The 13,500-nt window shown below is 64.5% G+C and carries 16 protein-coding genes; 14 read left to right on the top strand and 2 right to left on the bottom strand.

The genetic code is table 11. From position 1 onward, the window contains the following. Positions 1 to 84 precede the first annotated feature (84 nt). On the bottom strand, positions 85 to 486 hold the full coding sequence (locus RMN95_RS06590) for a phage holin family protein (RefSeq protein WP_309616145.1): 402 nt from the start codon (positions 484 to 486) through the stop codon (positions 85 to 87). A gap of 146 nt (positions 487 to 632) precedes the next feature. Between RMN95_RS06590 and RMN95_RS06585 the strand changes: the two genes are divergently transcribed. From RMN95_RS06585 to RMN95_RS06525, 13 genes are all read left to right on the top strand, one after another. Beyond that, positions 633 to 1,724, top strand: a complete 1,092-nt coding sequence (locus RMN95_RS06585) for a histidinol-phosphate transaminase (RefSeq protein WP_309616144.1) — start codon at positions 633 to 635, stop codon at positions 1,722 to 1,724. Between the two features lie 4 nt (positions 1,725 to 1,728). Beyond that, positions 1,729 to 2,856 (top strand): thiamine pyrophosphate-dependent dehydrogenase E1 component subunit alpha, encoded by a 1,128-nt coding sequence (locus RMN95_RS06580; RefSeq protein WP_309616143.1) that lies wholly within the window; start codon positions 1,729 to 1,731, stop codon positions 2,854 to 2,856. Next, positions 2,853 to 3,833: an alpha-ketoacid dehydrogenase subunit beta gene (locus RMN95_RS06575; protein WP_309616142.1), complete on the top strand. Its 981-nt coding sequence runs from the start codon at positions 2,853 to 2,855 to the stop codon at positions 3,831 to 3,833. The genes RMN95_RS06580 and RMN95_RS06575 overlap by 4 nt, the downstream gene beginning before the upstream one ends. Positions 3,834 to 3,866: 33 nt before the next feature. Beyond that, a complete protein-coding gene (locus RMN95_RS06570; protein WP_309616141.1) occupies positions 3,867 to 5,261 on the top strand; it encodes a dihydrolipoamide acetyltransferase family protein in 1,395 nt (464 codons plus the stop codon). Between the two features lie 88 nt (positions 5,262 to 5,349). Then, the gene (locus RMN95_RS06565; RefSeq protein ID WP_309616140.1) at positions 5,350 to 6,249 is read left to right on the top strand and encodes a metal ABC transporter solute-binding protein, Zn/Mn family; all 900 of its coding nucleotides are present in this window, start codon (positions 5,350 to 5,352) and stop codon (positions 6,247 to 6,249) included. Beyond that, positions 6,249 to 7,046, top strand: coding sequence for an ATP-binding cassette domain-containing protein (locus tag RMN95_RS06560; RefSeq protein WP_309616139.1), 798 nt, complete (start codon positions 6,249 to 6,251; stop codon positions 7,044 to 7,046). Before RMN95_RS06565 ends, RMN95_RS06560 begins: the two co-directional genes overlap by 1 nt. A gap of 68 nt (positions 7,047 to 7,114) precedes the next feature. Then, positions 7,115 to 8,008 (top strand): metal ABC transporter permease, encoded by an 894-nt coding sequence (locus RMN95_RS06555; RefSeq protein ID WP_397545258.1) that lies wholly within the window; start codon positions 7,115 to 7,117, stop codon positions 8,006 to 8,008. Beyond that, entirely contained in the window at positions 8,005 to 8,406 is a 402-nt protein-coding gene (locus tag RMN95_RS06550) for a transcriptional repressor (protein ID WP_309616137.1), read from the top strand. Before RMN95_RS06555 ends, RMN95_RS06550 begins: the two co-directional genes overlap by 4 nt. 163 nt (positions 8,407 to 8,569) lie before the next feature. After that, positions 8,570 to 8,806, top strand: a complete 237-nt coding sequence (gene rpmB, locus RMN95_RS06545; RefSeq protein WP_199280706.1) for a 50S ribosomal protein L28 — start codon at positions 8,570 to 8,572, stop codon at positions 8,804 to 8,806. Continuing rightward, a complete protein-coding gene (rpmG, locus tag RMN95_RS06540; RefSeq protein ID WP_141881247.1) occupies positions 8,806 to 8,973 on the top strand; it encodes a 50S ribosomal protein L33 in 168 nt (55 codons plus the stop codon). Before rpmB ends, rpmG begins: the two co-directional genes overlap by 1 nt. Positions 8,974 to 8,975: 2 nt before the next feature. Beyond that, positions 8,976 to 9,281, top strand: coding sequence for a 30S ribosomal protein S14 (gene rpsN / locus RMN95_RS06535; protein ID WP_097061545.1), 306 nt, complete (start codon positions 8,976 to 8,978; stop codon positions 9,279 to 9,281). Positions 9,282 to 9,359: 78 nt separating this feature from the next. Then, entirely contained in the window at positions 9,360 to 9,650 is a 291-nt protein-coding gene (locus RMN95_RS06530) for an HU family DNA-binding protein (protein ID WP_309616136.1), read from the top strand. 214 nt (positions 9,651 to 9,864) lie between these two features. Beyond that, on the top strand, positions 9,865 to 11,841 hold the full coding sequence (locus RMN95_RS06525; RefSeq protein ID WP_309616135.1) for a cytochrome c oxidase assembly protein: 1,977 nt from the start codon (positions 9,865 to 9,867) through the stop codon (positions 11,839 to 11,841). A gap of 43 nt (positions 11,842 to 11,884) precedes the next feature. Here the strand turns inward: RMN95_RS06525 and RMN95_RS06520 are convergent, their stop codons facing one another. Continuing rightward, the gene (locus RMN95_RS06520; RefSeq protein WP_309616134.1) at positions 11,885 to 12,850 is read right to left on the bottom strand and encodes a hypothetical protein; all 966 of its coding nucleotides are present in this window, start codon (positions 12,848 to 12,850) and stop codon (positions 11,885 to 11,887) included. Positions 12,851 to 12,945: 95 nt separating this feature from the next. Here RMN95_RS06520 and RMN95_RS06515 point away from each other — a divergent pair. Then, positions 12,946 to 13,500 (top strand): AAA family ATPase (locus tag RMN95_RS06515; RefSeq protein WP_309616133.1); only part of this gene is annotated, 555 nt, incomplete at its 3' end.

The raw sequence follows: 13,500 nt of genomic DNA, 5'->3' as shown, positions 1-13,500 counted from the left end.
GGCTGGTCAGTGCTCATTAGTGAGGCTATCCATTGGTGACGTTGCTCATTGGTGACGTTGACCATTGGTGACGTTCGGTGCCCGTTAGCGACGATCCCGTTTGCCTATCACCGGCCGCAGGATGATGCCGATGAGCCAGCTGATAAGCCCCAGTACGAGGGCCCCAAGAACACCCCACCAGAAGGTTTCGACTACCAGCCCAAACCCGAGCAACCCCGACAGCCAGGCCACGAGAAGCAACAGCAGCCCATTCACGATGAGAGAGATCAGACCCAGGGTCAGAATGTAGAGGGGAAATGCCACCACGCGAATCAGGTTGCCGACGACGGCGTTGACAATGCCGAAGATCGCCGCAACCAGAAGGTAGGTCAGCACCGTCTCCAGCGTGCCGCCGGGAGCGAACGGCACCACCGTGACCCCGGCAACGATCAGGGTGGTCAGCCACAGGGCTACGGCGTTGATCAGTAGGCGCGCGAGAAGTCTCATGCGATAACTATGCCCGGGCGCCGCCTGGGTGTGCAACGACGGGGGTGTGCGACTACAGGGTGAGCACCGACAGCCGCACGCAGTGAAATGCGTCGCGCAACGAGCGCCCGGTGTGCTTCGATGACACGCGAGCCTAGGCTGGAGGGGTGACCTCATCGCGAGTACGACTTAGGCCCGAGATCGAGACCCTCGTGCCCTACCGGCAGGGCGAACCAGCGGCCGCCGATGCGTTCAAACTGTCGTCGAATGAGAACCCATTCGACCCACTGCCCTCTGTGCTTGATGAGGTGAATCTCGACGGGATCAACCGGTATCCGGATGCCTCGGCCGCCGTCCTGCGGGGGATCCTCGCTCGACGCCACGACGTCACCCCCGAGCAGGTGCAGGTCGGCGCCGGTTCAGTATCTGTCCTTGCCCAGCTCATCAGCGCGGCGGCGGGCGCGGGAGACGAGGTGCTGTACTCGTGGCGCAGTTTCGAGGCATACCCGGGGCTTGTCACGACGGCGGGCGCGACATCCATTCAGATTTCCAACACAGCCGACCACCGGCACGACCTCCCGGCGATGCTGGATGCCATCACCGATCGCACCCGACTCGTGATCGTCTGCAGCCCCAATAATCCCACGTCGACCGTGGTGACCGGGATCGAATTCGCGGCGTTCATGGCCGCCGTGCCTCCGACCGTGCTGGTGGTGCTGGACGAGGCGTACGCCGAGTTCGTGGCTGACCCCACCGCCGTCCGGGGCCAGCCGCTTCTCGCCGAGTTTCCGAACCTCGTACTGCTGCGCACCTTCTCGAAGGCCTATGGCCTTGCCGGCCTGCGGATCGGGTACGCGATCGGCGCCGACTACGTCATGGATGCCGCCAGGGCGGTCGCCATCCCGCTGTCAGTGACCGGTATCGCCCAGCAGGCGGCAATCGTGTCGCTGGAGCACGAAGACGAATTGCTCGAGCGGGTCGCGCGGCTGAACGACGTGAGAACTCGCATCCACGACGGGCTGGTGCGGCAGGGATGGGAGATCCCGCAGCCGCACGGCAACTTCGTGTGGCTGCCCACAGGAGAGAGTACGGCCGCCGCTGCCGAGGTTTTCGTGCGGCATTCGATCGTGGCGCGCGCCTTCCCTGAGGGCGTGCGGGTCAGCGTTGGCGAGCCCGAGGCTGTGGACAAACTCCTCAGTGCATCCGCCGAGGTTGTACACCTGCAACAAAGGCCATTGCCAGCCGCCGCAGTAGATTAGAGCAATGTCTTACACCGCCGCGACGGTCCAGCTCCTCTCGCAGGAGGGCACACTCGTCGACAGCGACGCTGCCGCCGAGTACATCCCCTACATCGAGAATCTTGATGACGAGCAACTTCGTGAATTCCACCGCAATATGGTGGTGATCAGGATGATCGACCTCGACGCGGCAAACCTGCAACGCCAGGGCGAGCTGGCGATGTGGATTCCGAGCCTCGGCCAGGAAGCCGCGCAGGTCGGTTCGGGCTTCGCCGCCCGGCCCCAGGATCATCTCTTCCCCGCCTACCGCGAGCACGCGGTTGCCCGGATCCGCGGCGTCGATCCCATCAAGCTGATCGAGATGCTGCGCGGCCTCAGTCACGGCGGGTGGGACCCGAAGAAGAACAACAACTTCCACCTGTACACGCTCGTGATCGGGTCGCAGACCCTGCACGCAACGGGCTATGCGATGGGCATCCAACTCGATGGGAACACCGCGAACGGCGATCTGGACAGCGACGAAGCCGTGATGGTCTATTTCGGTGACGGTGCAACCAGCCAGGGCGATGTCAGTGAGGCGCTGGTCTTCGCGGCCAGCTACCAGACCCCGCAGGTCTTCTTCCTGCAGAACAACCAGTGGGCTATCTCGGTGCCGGTATCAAAGCAGTCGCGCACGCCGCTCTATCTGCGCCCGAGTGGCTTCGGCATCCCCGGGGTGCAGATCGACGGAAACGATGTGCTCGCAAGTTACGCCGTGACCCGCGCGAACCTGGATGCGGCACGAAGCGGAACCGGCCCACGGTTCATCGAGGCGCTCACCTATCGCATGGGTGCGCACACCACCAGCGACGACCCGACCAAGTACCGTAGCAGCGACGAGCTCGAATTCTGGACCAGGGCGGACCCGATCAGTCGGTTCGAGACGTACCTGAGATCACGCGGGGAGGGAGACCAGTTCTTTGCCGATGTTGTGGCCGAGGGCGCCGATGCGGCCTCCGACATCCGGCGTCGCACTCACGAACTCGGCAGCCCGCCGGCGTCGAGCATGTTCGCGAACGTCTATTCAGAGCCGCATCCCGTGATGGATGCCCAGCTCGCGTGGCTCGAAGCGTACGAGGCCTCGTTCGAGACGTCCGCGGGAAGCCAGGCATGAGCATCCAGACACTGAGTCTTGCCAAGGCCATCAACCTGGGACTACGCCAGGCGCTGATCGACAACGACAAAGTGCTGTTGATGGGTGAGGACATCGGCCCGCTCGGCGGTGTATTCCGGGTGACCGAGGGGCTGCAGGCCGAATTCGGTGATAAGCGCGTGCTCGACACACCGCTGGCCGAGTCCGGAATCATCGGTACGGCGATCGGGCTGGCCATGCGTGGATACCGACCGGTGTGCGAGATCCAGTTCGACGGATTCATCTTTCCGGGGTTTGACCAGATCACCTCCCAGCTCGCCAAGATGACCGCCCGCCACGAGGGATCGCTGAGCATGCCGGTGGTGATCCGGGTGCCGTACGGCGGTCATATCGGTGCGGTGGAGCATCACCAGGAGAGCCCGGAGGCGTACTTCGCCCACACGCCAGGGCTGCGCGTGATCACCCCATCCACTCCGCATGATGGTTATTGGATGATCCAGGAGGCGATCGCGAGCAACGACCCCGTGATGTTCTTCGAGCCGAAAAGCCGCTATTGGCCGAAGGGGGAGGTCGAACTGGATGCCAGCGGCAGCGACCTGCACCAGTCCCGTGTCGTGCGCGAAGGGTCCGAAGTGACGCTGCTGGGCTACGGCCCCATGATCAACGTCCTGCTGAGAGCGGCGGAGATCGCGGCCGAGGAAGGCACGAGTGTTGAGGTCATCGATCTGCGCTCGCTCTCACCGATCGACTACGACCCCATCATCGAATCGGTGCAGAAGACGGGCAGACTTGTCATCGCGCAGGAAGCACCGGGGTTTGTCTCGGTGGGCTCCGAGATCGCGGCGACCGTGACCGAGCGCGCTTTTTATTCCCTCGAAGCCCCCGTGCTTCGGGTGGCCAGCTTTGACACGCCGTTTCCTCCGGCCAAACTTGAGGTCACTTACCTGCCGGACGCAGACCGCGTGCTTGAGGCCGTAGACAGGGCGATGGCCTACTAGGCCACGTCGTTCAGGAACAGGAGCACAGCGATTATGGCGGACTCAGATTTCACACTCCCGGATGTCGGCGAAGGTCTTACCGAGGCCGAAATCGTGTCGTGGAAGGTCAAAGCCGGCGACACCGTGACAGTAAACCAGGTGCTGGTCGAAATCGAAACGGCGAAGTCGCTCGTCGAATTGCCGTCGCCGTTTGCCGGCATGGTGACCGCGCTGCTGGTCGAGGAGGGGCAGACCGTCGAGGTCGGGACTCCCATCATCTCCGTCAGTTCGAACGCAGCGGGTTCGAACGGCGCCGGTTCAGGCGGGGCACATTCGAGTGGTGCGACCCCGGATAGTGTGAGCGCCGACGGCGTCGAATCGACGCCCCCCGACGGTGCTGGCGAGTCGATCGTGGCCGACACGGCGGCGACTATTGCGCCGCCGGAGGAGAAGTCGGGCGCGGTGCTCGTCGGCTACGGGGTCAGCGGCCACGGTGGATCCCGCCGGCGCGGCGCAACGGCGCCGCCTGTGCCACCCGTGACCTCTGCCGCGCCGCCTCGGCCCTCGAGCGTGCCCGCCGCCGCGGCATCCGTCATCATCGCCAAGCCACCCATTCGCAAACTTGCCAAAGACCTCGGGGTCGACCTCGCAACGGTCACTCCGACGGGCCTCGCCGGTGAGATCACGCGGGATGATGTCATCAGGCTGGCGTCGCAGGCCAGCGTGTTCCGCAACATCCAGACGCCGGAGTGGGGCAGTGAGCGCGACGAGCGCATCCCCGTGAAGGGCGTGCGCAAGGCGATTGCGGCGGCCATGGTGCAGAGCGCGTTCAGCGCGCCGCATGTCAGCATCTTCACCGACATCGACGCCACCAGGACCATGGAGTTCGTCAAGCGGCTGAAGAACTCTCCGGACTTCGCCGGGGTTCGAGTGAGCCCCCTGCTGATCATGGCCAAGGCACTGATCTGGGCCGTGCGTCGTAACCCGACGGTCAACTCCAGTTGGACCGACACCGAGATTGTGGTGCACCACTACGTCAATCTCGGCATTGCGGCGGCCACTCCCCGCGGCCTGCTGGTGCCCAATATCAAGGATGCCCAGGACCTGTCGCTGCGAGACCTTGCGTCTGCGCTCGAGCAGTTGACGATCACGGCTCGGGACGGCAAAACGCAGCCGGCCGAGATGGCGAATGGCACGATCACGATCACCAATATCGGCTCATACGGGATGGATACCGGAACGCCCATCCTGAACCCGGGTGAGGTGGCGATTGTCGCGCTCGGCTCGATCAAGCAGAAGCCGTGGGTCGTCGACGGCCAGGTGTTGCCGCGATTTGTGACGACGGTGGGCGCCAGTTTCGATCACCGCATTGTGGATGGGGATGTCGCGAGCCGGTTCGTCGCGGACCTCGCGAGCGTGCTTGAGGAGCCGGCACTGCTGCTCGACTGACGCGCGCTGCGCCGGCCGCTGTGCCCGCGCAGCTTGGGGTGTACTGTTGATAACGAATCTCATTACCGTTATTTATCGAAGGCTCATCATGAAGCGCACCATCCCCGCAATCACCGCTGTCGCCGCGGTATCCCTCGTGCTGGGGGGCTGTGCCGCGCCCTCCACGCCGGAGAACGACGGCATCGCCATCGTCGCGTCCACCAGCGTCTACGGCGACATCGCCACGAGCATCGTCGGGGACCTCGGCACGGTGACCAGCATCATCAGTGACTCCGGGGTCGACCCACACAGTTTTGAGGCGTCGGCTCGCGACCAGCTCGCCATCGCCGATGCCGATCTCGTGATCACTAACGGCGGCGGATACGATCCGTTCATGGGACCCCTGGTTGAGGCATCCGGATCCACTGCCGTCGTCATCGACGCCGTCGACTTATCGGGGTTAGATGGCGGCGACCAGGTCGAAGGCTTCAACGAGCATGTCTGGTATTCGCTGGAAGGCATGACCCAGGTGATCGGGCACATCGCCGAGGAGTTGGGGAAAATAGACCCGGCGAACGCCGTTACCTTCGACGAGAACTCAGCGACACTGATCGTGGAGGTCGAGAAGCTTGAGACTCGCGCAGCGGAATTCGCCGGACAGTTCGCGGGCGCTGGCGCCGCGGTGACCGAGCCCGTGCCCGTGTACCTGCTGGAGGCAGTCGGCCTCGAGAACCTCACACCGAGTGACTTCACTGAGGCGATCGAGGAGGGTAACGATGTTCCTCCGCTTGCCCTGGAAGACACCCTCGACCTGTTCGCCAGCGGTTCGGTGAGGGTGCTCGCATACAACTCCCAGACCGCGAGCCCCGAGACCGAGCGAGTGCGCCAGACGGCCGAGGCGGCGGGCGTGCCCGTGGTGCAGTTCACGGAGACCTTACCCGAGGGGTCAGACTATGTGTCGTGGATGAGCGACAACCTCGACGCCCTGTCGGCGGCCCTGCAGCCGTGATGAAGACTCCCATCCTCGACATCCGCCAGGCCGGGTTGTCTCTCGGTGGCCGTACGCTGTGGAGCGGCCTCGATCTAGTCGTGGCCCCGGGGGAGTTCGTGGCGGTGCTCGGCGCCAACGGCTCGGGCAAGACCAGCCTGCTGCGGGCGATCCTCGGCCAGTTGCCTGTCGACTCCGGCGAGATTCTGCTGCAGGGCCGACCGGTACACCGCGGCGACCGGGCGATCGGCTACATCCCGCAACAAAGAATAATGCCGGCCGGCACCGCGCTGAGAGGTCGTGACCTGGTGTCTCTCGGGCTCGACGGACACCGCTGGGGCGTGCCGTGGCCGTCGAAGCGCTCGCGACAGCACGTCGACGCCCTCGTGGAGTCGGTCGGAGCCACCGCGTACGCAGAGCTTCCCGTCGGCGTGCTCTCGGGCGGTGAGCAGCAGCGGCTGCGGGTGGGGCAGGCGCTCGCCAGTGACCCCGCGTTGCTGCTGTGCGACGAACCACTCTCGAGTCTCGACCTTCACCACCAGCGCGGCGTGGCCGAACTGATCGACGAGGGCCTGCACGAGCGCGGTACCGCGGTGGTGTTCGTCACCCATGACATCAACCCGGTGCTCGATATGGTCGACACCGTGCTGTATCTCGCTGCGGGCCGGTTCACCTCGGGCCCGCCCGAAGAGGTGCTCAGGTCAGAGGTGCTCAGCGAGCTCTACGGCACCCCGGTCGAGGTCATGCGCAGCGGCAATCGTGTCTTCGTCGCCGGTGTGCCTGAGTTCTTCCATCACTCCGAGGGGGCCGGCGCATGACGTCCGAGCTGCTGACGTCCGAGCTGCTGAGGACAGAGCTGCTGAGGACAGAGCTGCTGACGTCAGAGCTGCTGACGACAGACTTCTGGTCGTCAATCTTCAACTTCACAGACTACGGGCGCCTACTCGCGCTCGTTCAGAATTCCCTTATCGCGGGGGCGGTCCTCGGCATCGTGGGCGGCCTGATTGGTGTGTTTGTCATGCAGCGCGACATGGCCTTCGCCGTGCATGGCATCAGCGAGCTATCGTTTGCGGGTGCGGCCGCGGCACTGCTGTTCGGTGCGAATGTCGTCGCTGGCTCGCTCGTGGGCTCGCTGATTGCGGCGACGATCATCGGCATACTCGGAGCGCGGGCGCGCGATCGAAACTCCATCATCGGGGTGTTGATGCCGTTTGGTCTTGGCCTCGGCATCCTGTTCCTGGCCCTGTATCCGGGGCGAAGCGGCAACCGGTTTGGACTTCTTACCGGCCAGATTCTCTCGGTCGACATCCCGCAGCTCGGAGTGCTCGTCGCGATCAGCGTCGTCGTGCTCGCGGTGCTGCTCGTGATCTGGCGCCCCCTGGTGTTCGACAGCGTCGACCCGGATGTCGCGATGGCGCGCGGTGTTCCCGCCAGGACACTGTCGATCGTCTTCATGATTCTGCTCGGCCTGATGGTGGCAGTGTCGGTGCAGATCATCGGCGCGCTGCTCGTGCTGGCGCTGCTGGTGACCCCGGCCGCGGCCGCGCTGCGCGTGTCGTCATCGCCGGTGGTGGTGCCGCTGCTGGCGATGCTGTTCGGGTTCGTCTCCGCGGTGGGTGGCATCCTGTTGGCGCTCGGAGGGTCACTGCCGATCAGCCCTTACGTCACCACGATCTCGTTCCTTATTTATCTTGGATGCCGCATCGCAGGTCGCATCAGCGGCAACCGCCTGCGGCGCAGGCCCGAGCCGAACCGCCCGGCAGCAGGAGTCGCGGTATGAAGCGGCACACCTGGCAGCGCGAAGCCGTGCGCGACGCCCTGGGCGTCCGGGAGAATTTCGTGAGCGCGCAGCAACTGCACGCGGCGCTGCGGGGGGGCGGATCATCCATTGGGCTCGCCACTGTGTACCGAGCCCTTGCGGACCTTGCCAGCGAGGGCGCAGCGGATTCGCTGCAGCAGGAGGGTGAGAGCCTGTACCGCGCGTGCACTCCCGGAACTCACCATCACCACCTGATCTGTCGCAACTGCGGGCTGACAGTTGAGATCGAGGCGGATGCGGTGGAGCAGTGGGCGAACTCCGTCGCTGCCGAGCACGGGTTCACCAGGCCCCACCACGTCGTCGATGTGTTCGGATTCTGCGCGGGCTGTTCAATTGCAGAAAAGACCGCAACCCCGTAGTGTTGCAGGTTGCAGAGCGGACTCTTCCGCTCACGTGCGTTGCGGTGCCTACTCAGTCAAGCTGTTCGTTGGCTTGTCATGGCAGCGTTGCGTGCCGACAAGTGATCTTGGGCGGGCCCTTCGGAAACGAAGTGCCCGCGGTAACCAGAACAGGAGTAGAACCATGGCAGCAACATGCCAGGTGACAGGCGCCATTCCCGGCTTCGGTCACGCCATCTCGCATTCGCACCGACGCACGAAGCGTCGCTTCGATCCGAACATCCAGAAGAAGAAGTACTACGTACCATCGCTTCGCCGTAACGTCACGCTGCAGCTGTCTGCCAAAGGCATCAAGGTCATCGACGCTCGCGGCATCGAGGCTGTCGTCAAGGATCTTCTCGCCCGTGGGGAGAAAATCTAATGGCTAAGGCACAGGACGTACGACCGATCATCAAGCTTCGTTCCACCGCTGGAACCGGCTACACCTACGTGACGCGCAAGAACCGTCGCAACAATCCCGATCGCCTCGTGCTGAAGAAGTACGACCCGGTGATCCGCCAGCACGTCGAATTCCGCGAGGAGCGCTAACCATGGCCAAGAAGAGCAAGATTGCCCGCAACGAGCAGCGCAAGGTCATCGTGGCCCGCTACGCGACCAAGCGGCTCGAATTGAAGAAGGCTCTCGTCGATCCGGCGGGTACCGACGAGTCGCGCGAAGCGGCACGCCTCGGCCTGCAGAAGCTTCCGCGCAACGCCTCACCCGTTCGCGTGCGCGGCCGTGACGCCATCGACGGACGCCCGCGTGGTTTCCTCAGCCAGTTCGGCGTATCCCGAGTTCGCTTCCGCGATATGGCGCACCGGGGCGAATTGCCCGGAATTACCAAGTCAAGCTGGTAGATTCCTAGCGGTTCCGGGGTTTTTGTCCGGAGCATCCAGATCCATCGATAACTGCATCAGGTCCGAGGAGGACACCCCATGGCTGATAAGTCACTAAACCGTACAGAGTTCATCGCGGCAGTTGCCGCAGATTCCGGCCAGAGCCAGGCCGCCGTCAGCGGCATTGTTGACTCGCTTTTCTCGGTGCTCGCCACGTCGGTCGGCGACGGCACGAAGGTGTCCATCCCGGGATGGATTTCGGTCGAGCGTACCGATCGTGCCGCGCGCACTGGTCGCAACCCGCAGACGGGCGAGGCCATCGAGATCAAGGCAAGCAAGGGCGTCAAGATCAGCGCCGGAAGCAAGCTCAAGGCCGCGGCAAAGGGCTAAGCAGCTACACCACCACGTAGGGGCGGCATCCGAGAGGGTGCCGCCCTTCGTCGTCTCGAATGCCTCCACCACCGAGTCCACTCTCGCGAGACCCGGCACATCGTCGGTGCGAGGCGGGTGGTTTCAGGGGGCCAGTGCAACACGGACGATATGCCGGGTCGCGCGGGTGCTTGCGCCCGGCAGACTCCCGGCGAGGCGGACGTAAGCTGATCCAGTGTCCCGTCTTGTTCGGATCGCCGGCCCCGCGACCCTTCTGCTCGTGGCGTTGCTCGCGCTCCTGGTGTCGCTCGCCTACGGCGGCGGCGCCGACGCTCCCCAGCTGATCGACCCTGGCGCCGTGGCCCGCTATGGGCTGCCGACAGCCAAGCTGCTCGTCAACATTGGTGCTGCGGGGGCGATCGGCGCGCTCGTGCTGGCGCTGTTCGCGCTTGACTCCGGTAAGTCCGAGTTCTCGAAGGCTCTGGATGTCGCGGCGGGGGCAGCAGCGCTGTGGGCCGTGGCCGCGGCATCCACTGCCTTCTTCACCTTTCTTACCGTGCTGCAGCCGACCATTCGCCTCGACAACGCGTTCGGCGATGTGCTGGCGGGCTTTCTGACCGGCACCGAGCTCGGGCAGGCGTGGCTGGCCACGACCCTGGTGGCGGCCTTCGTGACTGTGCTTTGCTTTGCGGTGCGTCACGCCACTGTGCTCGTGTTTGTGACCCTTCTCGCCGTGGTGGGGCTGGTTCCGATGTCGTTACAGGGTCATACTGGCGGCACGGCCGACCACGATTCGGCTACCAGCGCGATTTTCCTGCACGTGCTGTTCGCGGCGATCTGGCTGGGTGGGCTTCTCACAATCGTGCTCATCAAGCCGAGCCTCCCAACGGGCCGCATCACCGTCGTCCTGTCGCGGTACTCCACGGTGGCTCTCGTGTGCTTCATTGTGGTGGCGGCATCCGGCTATCTCAACGCGCAGATCAGGGTGCAGGAGATCGGCAACCTGCTCAGCCCATACGGAATCCTGGTGCTGGTCAAGACGGCGTCGCTGCTGGCGCTCGGCCTGTTCGGGGCCGTGCAGCGCAATTTCTTTATTGGCCGGATGACGCGGACCACCAACTCTGCACAGGGCTACTTCTGGTGGGTAGTCACGGCCGAGCTGGCGTTCATGGGTCTCGCGTCGGGAGTGGCCGCGGCGCTGGCCCGGACCTCCACGCCCGTGCCGGAGATCACCGCCGCCGACCTCGCCGAACCCACCCCGGCCGAGCTGCTGACCGGAAGCCTCCTGCCGCCTCCACTGACCGTCGAGCGCCTGTTCACCCTATGGAACTTCGACCTGATCTGGATACTCGTCTGCGGGTTCGCGATATTCTTCTATGTCGCCGGCGTGCTGAGGCTTCGGGCTCGCGGCGACGCCTGGCCGTGGCATCGCACGGTGCTCTGGATTGCCGGGATGCTGCTGCTGTTCTACATCACCAACGGCGGCGTGAACGTCTACGAGCGGTTCCTGTTCTCGCAGCACATGCTCGCCCACATGACGCTCGGGATGATGATCCCCGTGCTGCTCGTGCCCGGTGCCCCCATCACGCTCGCGCTTCGGGCCATCCATAAGAGGACCGATGGCAGTCGCGGCCTACGCGAATGGCTGCTGCTGCTCGTGCACTCGAAGCTGTTCGCCATCCTGGGCAACCCGCTGGTGGCCGCGGGCATGTTCGCCGCGTCCCTGTGGGTGTTCTACTACACACCACTGTTCAGCTGGGCGACCACCAACCACATCGGGCACGAGTGGATGGTCGTGCACTTCCTGCTCACGGGATACCTTTTCGTGCAGGCGCTGATCGGTGTCGATCCATCGCCAAACCGCCCGCCGTACCCCATCCGGCTCATCATTCTGTTAGCGACGATGGCCTTCCATGCCTTCTTCGGCCTCGCCCTGATGACCGGTACCGGGCTGCTCATCGCGGACTGGTACGGCTCCATGGGGTGGGAGACCGGCGTCACGGCGCTACAGGACCAGCAGGCGGGCGGCGGAATTGCGTGGAGTGTGGGCGAGATACCGACCGTCGCTCTCGCCATTCTGGTGGCCATTATGTGGTCGCGAAGCGATGCCCGCGAATCGAAGCGCTACGACCGCAAGGCCGAGCGCGACGGCGATGCGGAACTCGAGGAGTACAACGCGATGCTTGCGGGCCGCGCCCGCCGCGATCGTTAGTCCGTCGAACCGTTACCGCAGCAGTCATTAGCCCGCCGAATCGTTAGCGCTGGGCGGTGATCAGCAGTCCGTCGTCCGCGAGGAAGGTCACGAGGTAACTGACGGCAAACGGAACATCCTCATCGAAGGTCGACGTCGACCCGTCGAAGAGCGACTGCACGTCCACGGTGAGATGGGCCGCGGCATCCGTCGGCGGCATCAGCCAGCTCGAGGGGTCTCGCCCCGGTACGAGGGAGACGGCGGGATAGCCGGCGATTGACCATTCGGGCGCTGAGGCGATGCGGTTCGAGATCTGTTGCCCGAATGGACAGCCCGTGGGCAGCAGCACGGTCTGCGTCACGCACTCATCGAGGGCGCCGTCGATCTCGCCCTGCAGCTGCCTGACGAAGCGGGCGTTGGGTTGCACATCGAGGGCGGCCACCACCGAGGCTGCGGGCTGGGAGGCCAGCACAACCAGGGGCCGCGCCGACAGGAAAGTCGACTCGTGCGTCACCTTGACGACACTCGGTGTGAAGACGACGAGGGGGATGGCGGTGCCCTGCTCGGGGGTTGAAAGCTCGACGCCGTTGGCGGTGAACGCCTGTGAGTTGAGCACCGACAACTGCACCACGCTGTAAGGCGCGGTCACGAATTCCCAGGTGGTGAACAGGCCCAGGACGGTGCCCGAGCGCCGAACCTCGAAGCTGGACTGGCCGGCTGTGCCATCGGCAACGTACCGGAAGGTCACGCGCTGCACTCCGTCAGCAAAGCGTGACTCGCTCACGAACGAGATGTCGTCGAGCCCACCCATCGCCTTGGACTCAAGTAGCGCCCTGGATGCCGTACTGCGCCCGCCGGATCCCGCCAGTTCGAGGGCGCCGGGCGCATCCCTCCTCGCCAGCGCATCGAGGTAGCTCTGCACGAAACCGCTCGCGCTGTACAGGGTGGAGTTCAGGATGGCGATAGTGCCAGCGAACGCGCCGACCACGAGCGCTGCCACGACGGACCACGTGATGATTACTCGGCGCACGACATCCATCCTAAATTGCACAGCGTCACGCTCTAAATTGCACAGCTCCACTCGGGCTCGCACCATGCCCCGGATGCCCCGGGTACAGTGAAGCGGTGAGTGAGCTGCAGCTATCCCCCGAGCAGCAGGCGGTATTCGACGCCATCGAGACGACGCAGCAGAACCTGTTCATCACCGGTCGCGCCGGAACAGGCAAGTCGACGCTGCTGAATCATCTCGCAGACAATACGTCCAAGCAGATCGTCATCTGTGCGCCCACCGGGGTCGCCGCGCTGAACGTCGGCGGGCAGACCATCCACTCGCTGTTTCGCCTGCCGATCGGGGTCATCGCCGATCACGACATCGAGCAGAGCGCCGAGCTGCGCAAACTGCTCGGCACCGTCGACACGCTGGTCATCGACGAGGTGTCCATGGTCAACGCCGATCTCCTCGATGCGATTGATCGATCGCTGAGGCAGGCCCGCAAGCGCCCGCTCGAGGCCTTCGGCGGGGTGCAGGTGGTGCTGTTCGGCGACCCTTACCAGCTTGCTCCCGTGCCTGGTGAGGGTGAGGAGCGGGCCTACTTCGAGGATCATTACCGCTCGATGTGGTTCTTCGACGCGAAGGTCTGGGACGACACCGACCTGACGATTTACGAGCTGACGACCATC

The organism is Salinibacterium sp., from assembly GCF_031364185.1.
In the GTDB taxonomy this organism is placed as follows: Bacteria; Actinomycetota; Actinomycetes; order Actinomycetales; family Microbacteriaceae; genus Rhodoglobus.
This window is presented reverse-complemented; position numbering and strand designations above follow the sequence as displayed.